Source organism: Nocardia sp. NPDC003726 (assembly GCF_053586955.1).
Genome location: NZ_JBSFNF010000017.1, coordinates 153,583 through 170,907, shown reverse-complemented (window position 1 = coordinate 170,907; position 17,325 = coordinate 153,583). Strand labels below are relative to the sequence as shown.

Sequence of the window (17,325 nt, the reverse complement as noted above, 5' to 3'; positions counted from 1 at the left end):
TCGGTCCTCCCTGGCTCGGATATCAGCCAGGGTCACCGACCAGGTGGTCCATTTTGAGTTGCCGCGCAGTGATCAGTTTTCACGTTCCGCCGACAATAGAGAGTCGCAGGTACCGGTTGACACCGGTACTCGGCGGGGCACACAAAACATGGGCAACTAAAAAACGCCTGGTCATCGCGGGTTCGTATTCGATCTGACGATCCCCCGGCCGCCGGTACGGACCGGTTTCTGGTCCCATCTTCGATGTGCCCACGGCGGGGCGTGTCGAAGATGGGAACGGGGATGGCCTGCGGTTTCCAGGTGGGCGTTTGGTGATCGAAGCCGATTATCAGTTATAGGCGTGTGGTGCCGCCGTCTTTCTGGGCCGCTTGCCATCGTGCCACTTGAGAATTGGCCTGCTTCTGGGCAAGTTCATCCCCCCGGATTCGTCGAGACACCGGGTTCGAGGGTTCGATTCCTGCTGTCGCCCACCGCTCGACGGAGGTGGAGAGGGCAGGCGACCAGCGAGGCGATGCGACGTCAAACTGGAGTAGTCACCGACGATCGCCACGCGTTGAACGCCGCATCGTCGGACCTTGAAGTACGAGAGCCCGAGCGTCTCGTGCATGCGGGGCCAGCTGCTTGACGATTTGCGACACGACCAGGAAGCGCGCAGCCTATGACGATTGCGGCGTCGCGGTGGAGGCTGCCACGGAACTTCAGCGGCACATGTGTGTCGGCACCTGGTGGTGGTTCAGAAAGTCTTGTAGGGCAGCAATGCTTCCTTCGGGTACGGCGAGGATAAGGAGCGTGCGTGCTCGGGTGACCGCAACGTAGAGGACACGGAGTTCTTCCTGTTCCTCAGCGGTCGTAACGTTGCCCGTACGCCATCGTGTGATCAGGTCCTCGTCGGGCAGGAGCACGCACACGGCGTCGGCTTCATCGCCTTTCGCCTGGTGCACTGTGGTGAGCCGCGCCGTCGGGTGCTGTGGTGCCCGCTGCCCGATGGAGGCGATCTTGCTTCGCAGCAGGCCCTTGCCGCCGCCTGGTGCTGCCCCGCTCGGACGCCACCACGCTTTGAGGCGGGCGTTCACTTCGCCCGCCCATGCTGCGGAGGGCATGGAAAGGTCCTGCAGGAAGGCGTAGGCGTGGCGCCGTAGCGCGGCAGGCGAGAGCCCGACGGTGCGACAGATCCGCGTGACGCTGCCGGTCTGCTCTGGGTACCAGTAGCCCAAGAGGATCTGCTCGGCTTGTTGGCATGCTTGATCGAGTTCGGTTGCCTTGGTTGTACCGGATTGCAGGCATTGATATGCACGAGCGAGGCGAGTGATCGTGTTGCTGTCGGGCTCCGCGCGGCGAAGGGCCGGTGGGAGTAGGGCGTGTTTACGGGCCAGTACAAGTACCGAGGGACTCGTGATCTCCGCCTCGTGGTGGCGGTCGGCCAACTCGACGGCCAACTCGACGAGGTCCTGCCCGGTGCGGCTGTGTACCGCCTTGCCCGCCTTGCCGAACCTGGTGGGAATGAGGTGGACAGCGGGTCCGCTGGTGTGGACCACGCTGGTGTCGGGAGGGCGGTTCCCGGTGCGCAGCGTTGTGGCCAGCGCGCAGATCGGAGGTGCGCTACGTCGGTTGCCTGACAAGGTGGCTCGGCTGCCGAGCGTGTCCCGCATGTTGAGCAGTCGGGCCGGATCGGCTTGATTCCAGCCGTAGATCGCTTGGTCGGGGTCGGCAACGAGGACCAGGGGGACACCGTGGATGCGGAGTACGTCGAGGATGGCAAGGTCGGTGATCGAGCAGTCCTGTGCCTCGTCGACGATCACTTCGGTGAAGCGTGAGCGCAACGGAACCGTTACGCGCCGCGGGTCGGTGCGTAAGTAACGCATCGCCTCGAGACGGGCTTCGTGGCCGGTGAAGTAGCCGCGTTCGCGCCATCGGTCTCGATACCTGAGCACGGCCTGCTTCCATCGTGCCCATGAGTACGGCGAGTCGGACATGGTTCTCGCGGCGCTGCTCTTCTCTCCGGGTTTGACAACATCTTCTTGGAGTGTGTCGGGATCAAGGGTGAAGGTGAAGGCGGACAGGGCGACGGCGCGGGTTCCCAACTCCACCTCGGCCCTGGACAGCTGTGCCCACGATTCCAGCAGTTGCGGTGGCTGGGGCAGCTTGAGGAACGGGGATACGAGGAAATGCCAGATGAATCCGTCGAGAGTGCCAATGTAGTGGGGAAACTGGGCCATTTCCGGGTGCCCCTCGGTGATGCACCGGGCCTTCATCTGGTCGCGAGCGGTGCGCGTGAACGACACCAGGGCTCGTCCACTACGGAGTGCACCTGCCGGACGTTGCAGATGGCGGGAGACGATCACATGCGTCTTGCCGGCACCGGGACACGCCTGCACGAATAGAGGTGCGTCGGTGTCGATCGCGTGCTGCTGTTCGGCTTGGGCGTGTTCGATGGCCAGGCTCACTGGGCCGGAGCCTGTTCCTCAGCGGTCGTGATGTACTTGATCGCCTCTTGCATGTAGCCGGGGATGTTGAAGGGACGCTCAGGTTGCCGAGTAAGGATGTCGGCCAGTTCCTGCGCGAAGCGCGGTTTCGAAACCTTTGTGCCCTTCGCGGGGTTGTCTTCGTCATCCGGGTTCTTGTCCGGATCGAACAAGCCCCAGAACGCTCGGGATGGATCGTCCGATCCCAGGATCGTGTCCCAGCGATGTTGGGACTGGGGATGGCAAGCGAGGAACGCGTCGCGGAGGACGCCCTCGTTGCTCGCCTGCCACAGTTGCGGTTCGAGTGATCGTTCACCTGCGAAGACACCCAGTCGCTCACGGCCGTGCCGCTCGGCTTCTGCGTCGTAGTTGACGATCCGCTGCGGGTCGTCTTCCCCGGCTGCCCGGTCGGTGTCGGTGATCAAGGCGATGCGTTGGGCGATACGAGAATCCGCCACGGGGGTCAACAGCAACTTCAGGTAGGTCGGGAACCCGACGCCCTCGACCAGCAGCATGGTCGTGCCGTGGAAGCGTTCCCACGCTTGACGGGCCGCAAGAACGTCCGCTGGCCCTGCATCGTCGGCCGGAGCCAGAACGCGCGCGGCGAACGCCGGCAGCAAGAGAGCTTCTGACAGTCCCTCGACGAGGATCGCTCGCGGCGCATAGAGCAGGGCGTTACGGGTCACGTCGAGAAGTCGGTCGAGATGGCGGATTTCTTTGTCTTTCAAGCCCAGCGCACCGACAGCAACCGCTCGCCCTTCCCATCGCCGGGTTTCGGGGTCGCGTCGACGAGTCATCACGACGATGTCGCGTACGCTGACCGCTGCCGAGAGCACCGGGGAGTGGGTGGTCACCACGACCTGGAGATGCCCGGCAGGAGCCGTGGGGTCGACCTGCTGGCCACTATCCTTGCTGGTCGCGAGTCGTGAGTCGTGGGCTCGTCGTCGGAGGTGTCGCAGGAGAAGGGTCTGTAGTTGAGGATGAAGGTGGGCTTCGGGTTCCTCGACCAGCAGTACCGTCAGGTCGGTGTCCTTCAACGCTCGCAGTTCGGCCAGGACGGTGGCGATATACAGAGCGTTCGCGTAGCCCAAGCCCGATGAAGTGAGCGGCCCCAGGATGCCCGGTGCGTCGCCCAGCATCATCTGGAGGGTGCGAGCGATCGAGGCGAGGCTGGGGTCGGTGATCTGAAATCCGGCTTGCTGCGGATGGGCGCCGGCGGTGAACTCCTCGAGCGGTGCGTTGATCTCTTCCTGCAACCGGGTGATGATGTCGTTGTCGATGATGCCGTTGAGCGCTTTCTGCGCCTGTTCGAGAAACGTCGATGTGGCTTCCTGACCGCCGAGTAGCCCACTGAGGATCGCGCGGATCCGTCCGGCGGACGCACCACCCAGGTCGTGGACGGCGTCGCGGAGCGGCTTGAGGTAGACGTGCCGGATTCCGCTGCGCAGGGCGGGATCTGCGCAGGGGATGTCCGCGCCCCGGAACCAGCCCGTGGCACCCCGCCGCTGATCGTCGGCAGACCGCTGGTATTCGAGACCCCAGCGGGCCAGGAACATATCGGGTGAGTCCGGCTCCGACACCCGTCCCTCGATGTAGGTGCCCGACTGTCCGCTGGCGATGTCGGCGAGAGTGACGTCGAGGCGAGTGGTGAGCTCGCCGGCGGTGACCTCGGCATCGCTGGGCCATGGGACTCTGCCGTTGTCCAACGGTTCGGTCAGTACTCGTAAGGCATCGATCACGGTGCTCTTGCCAGCGTTGTTTTCTCCGGCCAGCACTGTGAGGTCCGGTCGGAGCGTGACCGTCACCTCGCGGCATGATCGGTAGTTGCTCGCGTGAACCTGCGAGATGTGCATGTCCCGCCTTCATTGCAGGTGAGTTGTTGTGAGATGTGCATCCGAGTAGCTCGTCGGATCGTTACCCGATTTCAGGTAACGGCGAGCGCCGATGTCCTGTTACGGCACCAATCGAAGCTCCGGGCGATCGGATCGCAGACCCAGAAGCTCCTGGACCCGTTCGACGGGCCAGGCGAGTTCGGAGGCAAGACCGGTGAGGCTTGCCCCGTGCTGTGTCGCCAGTTCGAAGGCTTGTGCCAACAGCACGGGCTTCTCGCCGGGATAGCGTGCAATCGGCTCGTCGACGAACAGATTCTGGGCTTTCAGCTGATTGAGGCGTTGGTAGGCGCGGCTGGCCGTGGGAGCGGAGAACAAGCCCAGTTCGCGGCAGCGGTAGAGCAATGATTTCACCGACACCCCCCATGCGGTCTGCAGGCGTGCCAGCGCGGTGAAGTCAACCCGGGCCGGAAGCTCCGGCGCGATGCTGGCTCGCGGGGTGAGGAACTCCGCGGCGAAGGCGTCGGCTTCCCGCTCGTGCTGGTGATCGCCGGGCGCGGTGTCGCCGTGTAGAACCAGGTGGCCCAGTTCGTGCGCCGCGCTGAACCGGTACCAGTAGACGTCGTCGGCGCGGTCGGGGGTCAACACGATCAACGGTCGAGGCAGTCGGGATGTGGAGAAGGCCGCGATCCGTGCCGCTTCGGCGCGCTCGAATGGCAGCATCGCCACCACGATGCCGCGCGACTCCATCAGCCGGACCAGGTGGGCGATCGGCCCCTTCCCGAGCCCCCAGTACGCGCGCAGTTGCTGGGCCGCCCGAACAGGATCGGGTGCCGGGCCGTCTGTCGACATGATCTCGCCGCCCGCGAAACCAGGCAGGTCGACGATGGGGAGTTGTACCCACCGCTCCAGCGCGTGGGTCAACTCCCACACTTGAGAGGCGTAGGCGACGGCCTTGTCCCGCTGGAACATTCGCGTCGAGCGCAAGCTGCGGAAGTGCGTGCCGGAGGCGTCCAGTTGCGCGTTGGGTCGGCCGGCGGCGAAGAACGCCACCGGCACGCCCAGCACCTCGGCAAGGCGTAGGAGCACCTCCGGGCGAGGACGTGCCACCCCCGCCTCGTACTGGCCGACGGCGGCCGGGGTGACCCGCAGGTCGTCGGCGACATCCTTTTTGGTCAGCCCCTTGAGCTGCCGGGCTTGGGTCAACCGGGCCGGGTCGAACGCACTCGCGACATCGGCCGGAGTCGGTGGCGATGACTTGCCTGGCTGGAGCAGGAAGAGCTGTGGCTGATCAGTCTTGGTCATTGTCCCGGGTGTGGGCCTCGTCGGTGCGGCGCTCGGTCTGCGGGGGCACGTCCAGCTTCCTGTCGCCGGTGGGGCGCAGTCCGAAGGTCAGTCCGGGTTCCTCGGCCGCGTCGAAACGCGGCACCTCGCTGCCCCGGCCAGCCGTGCTCAGTCCGTCGCCGTGTGCCGCGATACCGGGCAGTCCTGCGGGGACCAGCGGCAGCGGCGTGTGTTCACCCCAGAGCAGCTCGCCACCACCGACGTGCTCGGCCCTGCCCCACTCGATATTCATTACACCAGCCTCCAGATTGCAGGCATAGGCGACCACGATCAGCTCCGTGCCGTCCCCGAGTTGAGGGAACACCTCGTAATCCTTGAGCAGGTCGTAGTCGGCCCACGACTCATCCAGGTACGGGTGCGGGCGTTCCACCTCGGTCGCGTGCGCGCCGAACAGCCGCTGCCGCTGCCCGGACACCGGCACTGGAAGACGGGCGTTCTCCACCGGAACGCCGGACCGGTCCGCGTACCTGAGCGGGAACAACACCCTGCCCGCCAGAACGGGAAGCTCGTAGGCGCCGAACTTCGCCACCTTTGCCCCGTCGATCGACATCACCGCGGCTACCAGTTCCTCGTGCTGGCACTCCCACAGCGTCGTTCCGTAGACCCGGAGTTTCGTCGACCGCGCGGCATCGTGACCGGCGCGTGCTCGCGTGTGCGAGACCGCGAGCGCGGCTGGGATACGCTCACGCAGCACTTCGACGTGCTCGCCGAAGGCGTCGGCCTCCCAATCGGACCCTCGTACAGATCTCATGTCGCCGCTCCAGTCTGAATTATGTCGACGCTTCAGTGCGCGGCGACTTCATGCATGCTGCACTTTAGTTGATCGCTTGGAACTTTCACAATTGGCAAGGCGGCGTGTCCCGGTTCCTCCAGGCGGCGCGCTCGGCGACAGGAGACAAGTCGACGCGGCACCGTCGTTGCGGCACGCTGCTGGCCGCGATGGTGTTCGGATCCGGCGCTACAGTCACAGTCTTCCTGGGGGCGATGTCATCCGGATCGACGAACTGCTCGAGCCCAGCTGCCAGAGCCGGAACCCGCGCGCTGGGCGGCTGTACGGGATCTGATGCCGTTGTTGCAGTCGCCGCAGACGTGCACTGTTTCGCCCTTTGTGGTCACCGACGATCGGGGGCGAGGAGGGTATACCGCGGCATCACCGGCCTACATTTGCTGGCGTGCGGTTCGCGTGGCCCATGGAGAGGAACGCGGTGCCTCGCCTGTGGCGCTGAGGGATCCAGCTGACTGATTGCCGGTCCCGTGGACCCTCGCTGTCAACCTCGACCGTCGAATCGCTCAGGTGTTGCTGGGTCCGACGGCCTGGGCTTTCGGTGCCGCTGGACGAGCGAGGCGACGTTGAATCTGCGGTTACGTCGGCCAACGCAGACTGACCCACCAGCGATCGCCCAGATGGTCCTGAGGTTATCTGCGTGCCTTCCCGGCGGCTCTGGACGGGCACGGGAGTCATCTGCAGTCATTTCGGCCCGTTGCTAGCTGGGTGTCGCCGCGCCACGGTACGGTGTGACCCGGAATCTGATGGATAATTCCATGGTTGTAATTCGATGGAGGACGCCATTGCGAGAGGGTTGCGGAGCTGTGCGGCGAGGTAGTGATCGCGCGGCCGTCCAGTTGCCTGCGGTGGTTGCAGTGTGTAGGTGGTGCTGAACCGGTGCAGCGAGATATGAGGGATTAGATGCCGAGCTTCTACGAGTTCTTCGCTGGCGGCGGAATGGCGCATGCGGGTCTGGGCGATGGCTGGGAGTGCGTGTTCGCCAACGATATCGACGCCAAGAAGGCGGCTAGTTACACGGCCAACTGGGGCGGCGATCATCTGAACGTCGGTGATGTCGCCAGCCTGTCCATCGCCGATCTGCCGCCAGGGCGTGCTGACCTGGCATGGGCGTCGTTCCCCTGCCAGGATCTCTCGTTGGCGGGTGCAGGAGCGGGTTTGAGCGGCGCTCGGTCAGGCACGTTTCATCCTTTCTGGAAGCTGATGAAGGCGTTGAACGCCGAGCAGCGTGCGCCGAAACTGGTCGTGCTCGAAAATGTTGTCGGCGCTCTCACAGCGGGGCGGAAGGACGAGGCCACCGGCAAGAGCGACGGACGGGACTTCGTCGAGCTCGGCAGGGTCCTCGCCAAGGAGCATTACCGCTTCGGCGCCGTCGTGGTCGACGCCATTCACTGGGTTCCGCAGTCGCGGCCTCGGCTGTTCATCATCGCTGTCCACGATTCCGTTCGGATCCCTGCTCATCTGATCGCTGACACGCCTTCCGACCGGTGGCACTCATCTGCGCTGAAGGCGGCGCATCGCAGACTCACCGAGCGGGTCGCGGCTGCAGCAGACAAGTGGATCTGGTGGAATCTGCCCGAGCCACCCGCGAAGCGGGTGAGGTTCCAAACGCTCGAGGAACTAGTCGAGAAAGAGGCCAACCCGGAGGGCGTCCAGTGGCACTCGGACGCCGAGACTAAATCGATCCTCAAGCTGATGAACGACGCCAACCTGAAGAAGGTTTATAAGGAGCTGGCGGCGACTGAGAAGGGGGGTCGTCGGGTCGGGACCGTGTACAAGCGGATGCGCCCCGAAGGTGACTGGATCGAGGTGAACGGGAAGAAGAAGCGCAAGAACGAACAGCGCGCCGAGGTCCGGTTCGATGACATCGCTGGCTGCCTGCGAACCCCGACGGGCGGCAGTAGTCGTCAGACGATCTTGATTGTCGAGGGCGGCGACGTTCGATCGCGTCTCCTGTCGCCACTGGAAGTCATCCGGTTGATGGGTCTGGAAGACACCTACCAGCGGCCGGGGAGTTACAACGATGTGTACCACCTTGCTGGCGACGGCGTGGTCGTGTATGTGGTGAACTTCCTTGCCAAGAACATCCTCGAACCCGTGTTGGCGGATGAGCTGGCCGCTGCCGTGTCGGAGCCTCCTGCAAAACTGACTGCGTGACAGTCGATGGCCTGATATCCGCCCTGCAGAATTTCGTCACCGAGAACCGGTTCACGACGAGAGGTGCGCTTGCGGTCGGCATTCTCGTGACCGAGCGCGCTCGGGATGGGCTGCCGATCGAACCGGCCACACTGCTGACGCCGGGTGGCGGTCAGGTCTCCGGGCTAGGGCCGACCGTGCTGAATTCGGTGCTGAGGCGGAACGGGATCGACCGGACATTGTCGAAGATGGCTGGCCGCAGCAACCGTGCAACGCCGAAGCAGATGCACGCGTATGTGGGCTTCCTCAATGCTATGCATGAGTCGGGTCCAGTGGATCTCGACCTGGCGGAGTCGTTCTGGATCGAGCGGGTGCGGGAGAAACTCGCGGCGCGCCCGATGACGCTGCAACTCGACACGGCTCAGAGTCTGCGCGCGGTCGTTCGCGACATCATTTCGCAAGCCGAACAACGTGACGCGCAAGCCCCGGGCATGCGATATGCGGGCGCGGTTCTGCAGCATCTGATCGGCGCGAAGCTGGATTGCGCCATGCAAGGCAAGGTGGCTATCGAGCACCACAACCACTCGACTGCTGATGAGCACTCCGGCCGGGCTGGTGACTTCGTCGTCGAGGACACTGCCATCCACGTCACGACGGCGCCTAGCGAGAACCTCATCGAGCGTTGTCGGGAGAACCTCAACGACGGGATGCGGCCGATCATCGTTACGACTACGTCGAAGCAGGGGGTGTCCCTCGCTGAGGGTTTGGCGTTCACCAAGGGGCTGGCCGACCGCATCGACGTGTTCGAGGCTGAGCAGTTCATCGCCCTCAACCTCTATGAGCTCGGCGGTTTTGCCGATGGCGGTCGTCGGGTTGCCATCAGCGATCTCGTGAAGCGATACAACGAGATCGTCGAGGAGTTCGAGACCGATCCGGCGATGCTGATCGCGATCAAGAAGCGCAAGGCGAGCTAGCGGAGCCGATGAAGGAAACGCCCGAGCAGCGTAGTCGGACGATGCGTGCGGTTCGTTCACGCGACACCGCTCCGGAAATGGCGGTGCGCCGGTACCTGCACGCTGCTGGTCTGCGGTATCGCCTGCACGAAGCGCGACTGCCTGGCAAGCCGGATCTGGTGTTCCCCAGTCGCCGGATCGCCCTATTCGTTCATGGCTGTTTCTGGCATCAGCACCCGGGGTGCGGGGCCGCCGCCCGGCCAGCGTCGAACATCGACTACTGGACCCGCAAACTCGACGGCAATATTGCTCGCGACGCTCGCCGCCGCGAGCAACTCGAAGCCGACGATTGGAAGGTTCTTGTGGTGTGGGAATGCCAGATCCGCAACAAGGAGACGCTGGACCGCTTGGTCTCCAGCATCCGGACCAGCCCGCCCTATGTCCGCAAACAGCGAGCTTGATGCCGATCATATGCGCGTCGCGTCTCTTGGAGCCCTGGCTCCGGTTCGTGATGGCGGTGTCCACGAGAGAGCAGCAGAGGCTGATCTTGCGGCGGTCGTGTCGGCGGAGCGGAGTACTGTTCACTCGGTCAGTCGCCGAAAGATCGTCTGCGCGTGAGTTATTGCCGTCGCGCGGAGGTTTGAGCCACACCACCGGGGGTGCGAGGAACCGATGTCCAGTCATGGAAAGACGTCATTCAATGCCACGAAGAAGGCGCCGAAGCGCGAATTGCCCGCGGGCGACGTGCGGGACTTTCGCGCTCTACTCAAGAAGTTCTTGAGCGAGAAGGACTCCAATGGCCGGGTGGTGGCGTCGGCGAAGTGGGGGTATATGCCTTCTACGACTATGACGGCGAGCCCATCTACGTGGGACAGACCAACGAGCAGTTGCGCGTACGGATCCAGCGGCACCTGACCAACCAGAGAACCGATGCGGTTGCGATGCGTATCCTCGACATCTTCGAGGTGGCCGAGGTCGCGATCTGGCCGTTGTGGCAGTACGAGGGCGTCACTAAGAAGGACAAGGAAGCCTTCCGGCAGGCTCAGTCCCATCTCAACCAGTGCGAGTACACGGCATATCTCGATGCCATTGAAAACTCGCGGTATAAGGCAATCCTGAACGAAAAGATCCCTCCGGTCTCGCCGCGATGCGAACTGCCGGTGCCTCTTCGAGGTCCCCTTATTTCTGACCAGGTCCGTCACGAACGAGAGCATCCTGACATCCGGATTGCTCGTCGCGCGGAAGCGATAGCCAGGCTCGCAGCTGTAGCGCGCGAACGTGGGGAGGTGTCGGCCGGGCTTCGGCGAGCGCTGGTTGTTCAAGCTGTGCGGTTGACCTACCTCTCGGCGCAAAGACTGGCTTACGTCGAAGGACTGCCGGAACCGGACCCGTCAGCTATCGATGTCCTCCAGCTGACCGGCCCGGTTCTTAGCGAGTTCGCTGGAACAGATGGGCAACCGCAGCCCGGTGAGCCTTCGCAGGAGCTCGATGATGATGAGACGTACGACGAGTAGCGGCCTGCAAAGGAACGCGGTGCGGCTCGGCCCAGGTGGAGGAGCCGCAGCTCCTGCCTGGGCGATGGTCAGTCTCGATCTGGTGCGAGGAGGCAGGCACACACCCCATCAGAGGCTGGAAATCCCTCCCGGAGATTCTGTAGCGCCAGGTCGCAGGCGGCGTCAAGAGACGCCAGGTCGTGGCCATCCGCGAGGGCGTCGCCGCCTTCCTCGATATCGTAAAGACATGCCGCCAGGGATTCGAGCTCTGGCCGATACACCTGCGTCAGTTGGTTCGTAAGCTCCGTCATTCTCCCGCGCTCCTCCTTGCCTTATGCCCTGGACCCGGATTGGTATCCAAATTTTCCCCCGTTGCCGCCGACCGAGTGATCGCGTGCGCCTCAGACCAGGTCCAGCAACTGTCCGAGATCCCCGAGTCTCAGGTCCGGGGGAAGTTCTCCGTGGAGGTAGAGGAGCCGAGACGCTGACAAGCGGGTAACGCGGAGCGCTTGGACGAGCAACGCTCTCCAAGCGCCGTCGTTGGCCTGACCTCGCTCGAAGACCTGCGCCGCAAGTCGAGCCAGATTCTCCGCCCGTCGCGCGAGACGTGCATCCGGATTTCCGAACTCAGCTCGTGTCCAGTCGTTGACAAGGGGCAGCCGTGTCAACGGTCATCGGGATCTCCGGGGACCCCAATGGGTCCGGTTGGGCGGACAGCAGGTCTCCGGGCTGACGGACACCGGTTCTCCGGGTGGGTGGTCAGGCCAAGGGCATCACTCCCTTGCCGGCGAGTGCTTCGGTGAGGCGGTGCGAGTCCCCTTGGGTCAGCACGAGATGCGCGTGGTGCAGGAGCCGATCGACTGCCACGGTGGCCAAGGTCTTTGGCATGATCGTGTTGAATCCGCTGGGGTGAATATTGCTGGTCACCGCGATGGAGCGTCTCTCGTATGCGGCATCGATCACGCGGTAGAACGCCTCGGCAGCGTCCGGGCCGACGGGCAGCATGCCGATGTCGTCGCAGACGATCAGGTCGCAGGAGCAGGTGCGGGCGACCGCGCGGGTGATCGATCCGTCGGCTTTGGCCTTGCCGATGGTTGCCGCGAGGGATTCGAGGGTGAACCAGCAGACCCACAGGTCTTTCTCGATCGCCGAGTGCGCGACCGCTTCGGCGAAGTGGCTCCTGCCGGTGCCGGAGGCCCCGGCGACCACCAGGTTCTCGTGCCTGCCGACCCATTCCAGGGTGGCCAGGGCGTAATTGCTCAGCCGTCAGGGAGGGAGCGACGCCGCCGTGCTCGTTGGTCGACATGGCGATGGTGCCGCCGAGAGTGAAAGGGTAATGCGGCGGGTGGTTTCGGCGATGGGCACCACGGCAGCCTAGCGATCTTCGCGACGGTAGTCCGCAAGAAGCTGACATGCGCGATCAAGGCCGGTGAGCGAGAGGAGTCGATTGCGGGGGCTAGTGAATCCCGAGGCGGTGTGGTCGGAGAGTTCGGCCGCGCGGCCGGTGAGCCATGCCCAGTCCTGGAGGTATTCCGCGAGCGCTTGGAGCCGCAGGTGGGTAGTGGTGGTGTTCAGAATGGAGTGATGTCGCGCCCAGCCGTGGGCGTCGCTGAACTCTCGCAGTGGTGGCGATGGGCTGGTCCAGCGGTCGCGGGATGTCATCGGCATACCGACTGGATCGCCCTGTGATACGACACAGCGATCCTGCGGTTGTGCCAGGCGCCTGGTGACCAGTGCTTGCCAAGCGTTCGGCGCCCTCCGTGCCGAATGGGCGCTAGGCTCACCCGCATGAGGAGCGGCTGTGGATGAAACAGACTAAGACGACTAGGATCTCGGGTGGCGCGACGATCGAGCGAATCGCGAGCCGACGAAGTCGATGCTGGCCTCCAGCGGCGGCGACCGTGGCCCCGAGCCGGGTCGACGGGGCCGGTTTCACCGGGATGCTGCAGTAAGACAGTGGTTGCTAACGCGTTTGTAGAACTGCCGATGTCTGATCGTGAACGTCTTCGATCTCGGCCCACCCGAAACGGCATCGCAACTGTCGACGAAGCACGAACCCCATAGCAGCGCAACCCAAACGCTGGTTGGTGCAGCGCCGAGCTGTGATGTCGCGACTTGTGTCGGACGATGCCTGTATACGTTGACTGATCAGAGACGGAAGTCCAAGAAAACGAACCAGGGTGGTGGTGCATGAGCTGCGTGATCCGGGGGCCCCGGCGCCCAGTTTCAACGGGCGGAAGCCTCGCACGTGAGCGCTGACGAAGCCGCGCCATGCAAGCATGCCGGTGCACCGCCACAGTTCATCGTTGACAGCGTCTCTCGGCTCATCCAGAACCTGGGAAGCGACAGCGACCTCATCAAGCGGTACGGTCTGACGCCAGCCGAGTATCGCAGTGCACTGCCAGCCGCAATCGAGGGCTTGCGAGGCAGCATGAGCGCCAGTGTTTCAGACAGGAAGGAATTTTTGGCAGGGGTGTTCCAGGCGATGCTCGCAGCCGGGGCCATCGACCGATTTGATAGGCCAAAGTATGGCGAGGACACCGTCTATCGGCTGACCATCCAAGGATCAGTCATTGCAGTGATCCAGAAAGGCTGCCCTGACGGAGCGCACAGCAGCGTTAGGTGGTCTGCGCCGGACTGGGCCGATGAAACCTACCTTTGGTGGCTGTGCGACAGCATGCGGTACCAGCCAGGAGAGCACATCGCCAAGGGGGTCAACCGACTTCGCCAACGGTTCTTCGGCGACGCTCCAGACACTCTTTCAGGCGTAATTTTTCACAATCACTTGTGTGGAAGTAGACAACGTTTGTGCCCGAAGAGTGCTAAGGCGATGGACGTCGGCGGGATCCAGGTTTCTGCCCCGTGCGTCTACGTCATGCCGGACCGACGCGAGGGTGTCAGTGAATGGAACTGGGACGGCGGTCAGCAGCGACTGTTTCCGCGCGTCATTCTCGGAGCCTTCGGGATACCAACCGAGCAAGTCGGGTACTTCACCGGCCACGTCGGATTTCAGCGCCGCGGCAACGCACTGCGCACGATCATTACCTCGCGGTTCGGACCGGGCCGTGCGACCACATTCAGGAGCTGACCTTGACAAACCACAACCTCGACCCGGACCGTGCAGAGTGGCTGGAAAAAAGAGACAAGACGAATCACGTCGCGGTACCTGCCTGGCCGCGGGATGACAAGAACCTTCCCTTGGTGCAGCTCCCGGTTGACTGGCCGATGTTCTCGACTCTGAATCATCGGACCAGGGCTGAACAACTGCGGGAGATCCACCTCGCAGGCCGTGAGGATCTCTTCACCCGCGATCCCCTCGGTTTGGAGGCGCAGAGCATCCAGTATCGGATCCTTTGTAGCCAAGATGGCTTCGATACCCTGAAGAAGGACCTTCAGGAGCGGGGGCAGCAAGATCCCGCAATCATCACTGCCGATGGGGTATTGATCAACGGCAACAGACGGACTGCGGCGCTCCGCTCCCTGCTGCAGGACGATGGCGTCGTTTCGGCCCAGTATGTCCGGTGCCTTGTGTTGCCCAAGGATGCGTTGCCCGAAGAACTTGTCGACCTGGAAACCGAGCTGCAGGTGGCCCAGGACTTCAAACAGAAATACTCCTGGGTCAACGAAGCGTTGCTGATCGAGGAGCACTACGACCGCGCTGGCAAGAACTGGGATCTTGTCGCTAAACGCATGCATCGCAAGGTCAGCGACGTCCGTGGCGAGTATGAAAAGCTGCAACAGCTGCACCAATTGGTGGCGTTGTCCAACGGCACACGGCTGCATGTGGACTTCGTCGAAAACGAATCGGTATTCGAGGAGCTTGCTGGGCACATCAAGAACAAGTCGCCCCACGAAGCCGACGCCGTGAGAGCCGTCTACTTCCTCGGCGTGTTGACCGGAGCAAAATACCGCGATCTTCGCCACCTTAAGCGTGCCGATGCCGCGAAGTTAGTGCGCAGCGAAATCGAAGGTGACTCCGCGCTCAAGCCGGTCCTGGAAGCCGCCGAGGCCTCAGCGTCAGAAGAACTGCAGGATGATCCCCTCGCAGATCTTGGAGGGACTGAACCGCCTTCGCCGCTTCACAATTTGCTCTCATTCGTGGCGACCCAGCGACCAGAAGCAAGCGTATCCCTGGGAGACGGAGAAAGGCCGCTCGTCCAGGACATTCTGCGGAGCATCAACAGCTCGATCGCCGCAGCTGCCGATGAGGCGAAGGAAGACAAGCGTGATAAAGATGCCGTGCGGGCACCTCTCGAACGAGCGGACAAGGCAATTGCTGAGCTCAAGCGGACGCTGGAGGCTTTACCGAAGGCTCGCGCGTTCGACAACTGGGACGAGGTGGCGCTGTCCGAGAGGATCATGAACATCAGGCGGATCATCGAGCAGATTGAACTGATCCGGTGATCGTTGCCGAACTTCATCCCGGCGGTCGGCCAAAGGTCGTCATCGAACGACGACCGGACACGAAGCCTGGGGCGTGGGCGCGACTTCAGGAAGCGTTGTCCAGGGGCATTGTCGGCGGCACCCCAACACGAACCAACGTTCGCGCTGACGTGTTCTTTGCCGAGCTTAAGGCCGTCCACGAAGTACGCTCACTCTTCGGCGAGACCCTTCAATTAGGCCCAGTTCTCACCGATCAGCTTCGTCTGCTCGCCCGCGACCGGCGAGAACGTGAGACCGCAGTCACACAGCAGGTGCGAACCTCCGTTGACGATCTCCAGCGCGAGTTGGAGCGCGCCGGCTTCAAGCGGCAGCTGAAACCCTTTCAGCTCGAAAATCTTGCTGCCATCCTCCAGTTGCCGCATGGTGCAGACTTCTCTGTGCCGGGTGCTGGAAAGACGACCGTGGCGCTAGCTAACTTCACCTTGAACCGGGCGCGTGGCAAGGTTCAGCGCCTGCTCGTGATCGGTCCGATCGCCTCTTTCCAGGCATGGAAGGAGGATTCGGCGGTATGTCTTGTACCTGGACCGTCGGTCGTCGTCCATTCGGGTGTGGGATCAATGATTCCCGATGACGTCGATGTTCTGTTGACGAACTACAACCGAGTGGCTGCCGACTATGATCGCATCCGAGAATTTCTGGCGCTCAAGCCGACTCAGGTCGTCCTCGATGAGGCACACCGAATCAAACGAGGTGAACAAGGCGTGCACGGTAGGGCGGTGCTGGACCTCGCTTACGCCGCCCGGCGGAGAGATGTCCTAACCGGAACCCCAGCACCGCAAGGGGCCTTCGACCTCGTCGCTCCGATCAGATTCCTTTACCCGGGCCAGGATCAGAGGATCCTGCCAGAAGCGGCCTACAACGAACGAGACGGGAGGGATGAGGATGTGCTTCGAGCCACCCGCGATGCCATCGCCAGGTACTTTGTGCGGACCCCCAAATCCCGACTAGGCCTCCCGGACACGAAATTTGATATCGAGCGCGCACCTATGGACTTCGTTCAGCAAGCGATCTACGATGCGCTCCTGGGGCAGTACCGGGGCGAGTTCAAGCTCGACAAAGAGGACCGGCGTCGATTTGGCCGGCTCGGCCGAATCACGATGTATTTGCTTGAGGCAGCCACCAACCCAATGCTGCTGATCGCCGGATCCGATCCCTGTGACGAACTGGGCTTCGACCACCCTCCGCTCGAACTAAAGGGCGACGAACCAATCGCGCAGCTGCTCCAGCGGTACCGAGAACTCGAAGTGCCGTGGAAGTACGACAGGCTCTCCGAGATCGTCAAGGATGCTGCAACCAATGGCCAGAAGGTGATCGTGTGGTCAACCTTCGTGCGCAATCTCAAGTTACTGGCCAACCACTTGCGTGAACATCGGCCCGCACTGGTTCACGGTGGCGTTCCCCCAGCCGACGCCGCCGCGCCGGGAACCCTCACTCGCGACGACGAGTTCGACCGCTTCCGGAACGACCCCGATTGCCACGTACTCCTGGCGAATCCCGCGGCGTGTGGGGAGGGCGTGAGCTTGCACCACTGGTGTCACCATGCCGTCTATCTCGACCGGACCTTCAACGCTGGACACTTCCTGCAAAGCCAGGATCGGATCCACAGGCTCGGCCTTGAGGACGGAGTCCTCACTCGCTTCACGCTGCTGCTCAGTCGTGGAACGATCGATGATGTCGTCGACGGACGCCTGCGTGAGAAAGTGGATGCTCTTGCGAAGCTGATGAACGACCCCGGCCTGGTGAAAGTCGCTCTCCCGGAGCCAGACACGCACGCCGAGGAACATGTGGTTACCAAAGACGATGCCACGGCAGTCCTATCACACCTTCAGGCGAGCAGGTCACGTGCTGTTCCCTAGACACGGAGCCGTATACAGCACTCTG

12 protein-coding genes are annotated in these 17,325 nt (G+C 63.1%); 7 read left to right on the top strand and 5 right to left on the bottom strand.

Annotated elements, in window-relative coordinates; all coding sequences use genetic code 11:
* Positions 1 to 698 precede the first annotated feature (698 nt).
* The 4 genes from ACWDMM_RS22540 to ACWDMM_RS22525 all read right to left on the bottom strand — a co-directional run bounded on the left by ACWDMM_RS22540 (position 699) and on the right by ACWDMM_RS22525 (position 6,386).
* On the bottom strand, positions 699 to 2,444 hold the full coding sequence (locus tag ACWDMM_RS22540; RefSeq protein WP_449939344.1) for a UvrD-helicase domain-containing protein: 1,746 nt from the start codon (positions 2,442 to 2,444) through the stop codon (positions 699 to 701).
* Entirely contained in the window at positions 2,441 to 4,315 is a 1,875-nt protein-coding gene (locus ACWDMM_RS22535) for an ATP-dependent nuclease (protein WP_449939342.1), read from the bottom strand. Before ACWDMM_RS22535 ends, ACWDMM_RS22540 begins: the two co-directional genes overlap by 4 nt.
* Before the next feature lie 99 nt (positions 4,316 to 4,414).
* Positions 4,415 to 5,596, bottom strand: a complete 1,182-nt coding sequence (locus ACWDMM_RS22530) for a helix-turn-helix domain-containing protein (protein ID WP_449939340.1) — start codon at positions 5,594 to 5,596, stop codon at positions 4,415 to 4,417.
* Positions 5,583 to 6,386 carry a hypothetical protein gene (locus ACWDMM_RS22525; RefSeq protein WP_449939339.1) on the bottom strand — a complete coding sequence of 268 codons (804 nt, stop codon included), beginning with the start codon at positions 6,384 to 6,386 and terminating at the stop codon, positions 5,583 to 5,585. Before ACWDMM_RS22525 ends, ACWDMM_RS22530 begins: the two co-directional genes overlap by 14 nt.
* A gap of 936 nt (positions 6,387 to 7,322) precedes the next feature.
* Between ACWDMM_RS22525 and ACWDMM_RS22520 the strand changes: the two genes are divergently transcribed.
* The 4 genes from ACWDMM_RS22520 to ACWDMM_RS22505 all read left to right on the top strand — a co-directional run bounded on the left by ACWDMM_RS22520 (position 7,323) and on the right by ACWDMM_RS22505 (position 11,022).
* Entirely contained in the window at positions 7,323 to 8,576 is a 1,254-nt protein-coding gene (locus ACWDMM_RS22520) for a DNA cytosine methyltransferase (RefSeq protein WP_449939336.1), read from the top strand.
* Positions 8,573 to 9,529, top strand: a complete 957-nt coding sequence (locus ACWDMM_RS22515; protein ID WP_449939334.1) for a DUF4928 family protein — start codon at positions 8,573 to 8,575, stop codon at positions 9,527 to 9,529. The genes ACWDMM_RS22520 and ACWDMM_RS22515 overlap by 4 nt, the downstream gene beginning before the upstream one ends.
* An 8-nt stretch (positions 9,530 to 9,537) precedes the next feature.
* Entirely contained in the window at positions 9,538 to 9,969 is a 432-nt protein-coding gene (locus ACWDMM_RS22510; protein ID WP_195140441.1) for a very short patch repair endonuclease, read from the top strand.
* A 198-nt stretch (positions 9,970 to 10,167) separates the two neighbouring features.
* Positions 10,168 to 11,022: a GIY-YIG nuclease family protein gene (locus tag ACWDMM_RS22505; protein WP_449939330.1), complete on the top strand. Its 855-nt coding sequence runs from the start codon at positions 10,168 to 10,170 to the stop codon at positions 11,020 to 11,022.
* A gap of 738 nt (positions 11,023 to 11,760) precedes the next feature.
* On the opposite strand, the gene ACWDMM_RS22500 is transcribed toward ACWDMM_RS22505, so the two are convergent.
* Positions 11,761 to 12,240 carry an ATP-binding protein gene (locus ACWDMM_RS22500; protein WP_449939346.1) on the bottom strand — a complete coding sequence of 160 codons (480 nt, stop codon included), beginning with the start codon at positions 12,238 to 12,240 and terminating at the stop codon, positions 11,761 to 11,763.
* 1,009 nt (positions 12,241 to 13,249) lie between these two features.
* Here ACWDMM_RS22500 and ACWDMM_RS22495 point away from each other — a divergent pair.
* The 3 genes from ACWDMM_RS22495 to ACWDMM_RS22485 are packed head-to-tail and all read left to right on the top strand — an operon-like array spanning position 13,250 to position 17,300.
* Positions 13,250 to 14,089 carry a hypothetical protein gene (locus ACWDMM_RS22495; RefSeq protein ID WP_449939327.1) on the top strand — a complete coding sequence of 280 codons (840 nt, stop codon included), beginning with the start codon at positions 13,250 to 13,252 and terminating at the stop codon, positions 14,087 to 14,089.
* 2 nt (positions 14,090 to 14,091) lie between these two features.
* Complete coding sequence (locus ACWDMM_RS22490; RefSeq protein WP_449939324.1) at positions 14,092 to 15,405, top strand: hypothetical protein; 1,314 nt, start codon at positions 14,092 to 14,094, stop codon at positions 15,403 to 15,405.
* Positions 15,402 to 17,300, top strand: a complete 1,899-nt coding sequence (locus ACWDMM_RS22485) for a DEAD/DEAH box helicase (protein ID WP_449939322.1) — start codon at positions 15,402 to 15,404, stop codon at positions 17,298 to 17,300. Before ACWDMM_RS22490 ends, ACWDMM_RS22485 begins: the two co-directional genes overlap by 4 nt.
* The last annotated feature ends 25 nt before the right edge of the window (positions 17,301 to 17,325 follow it).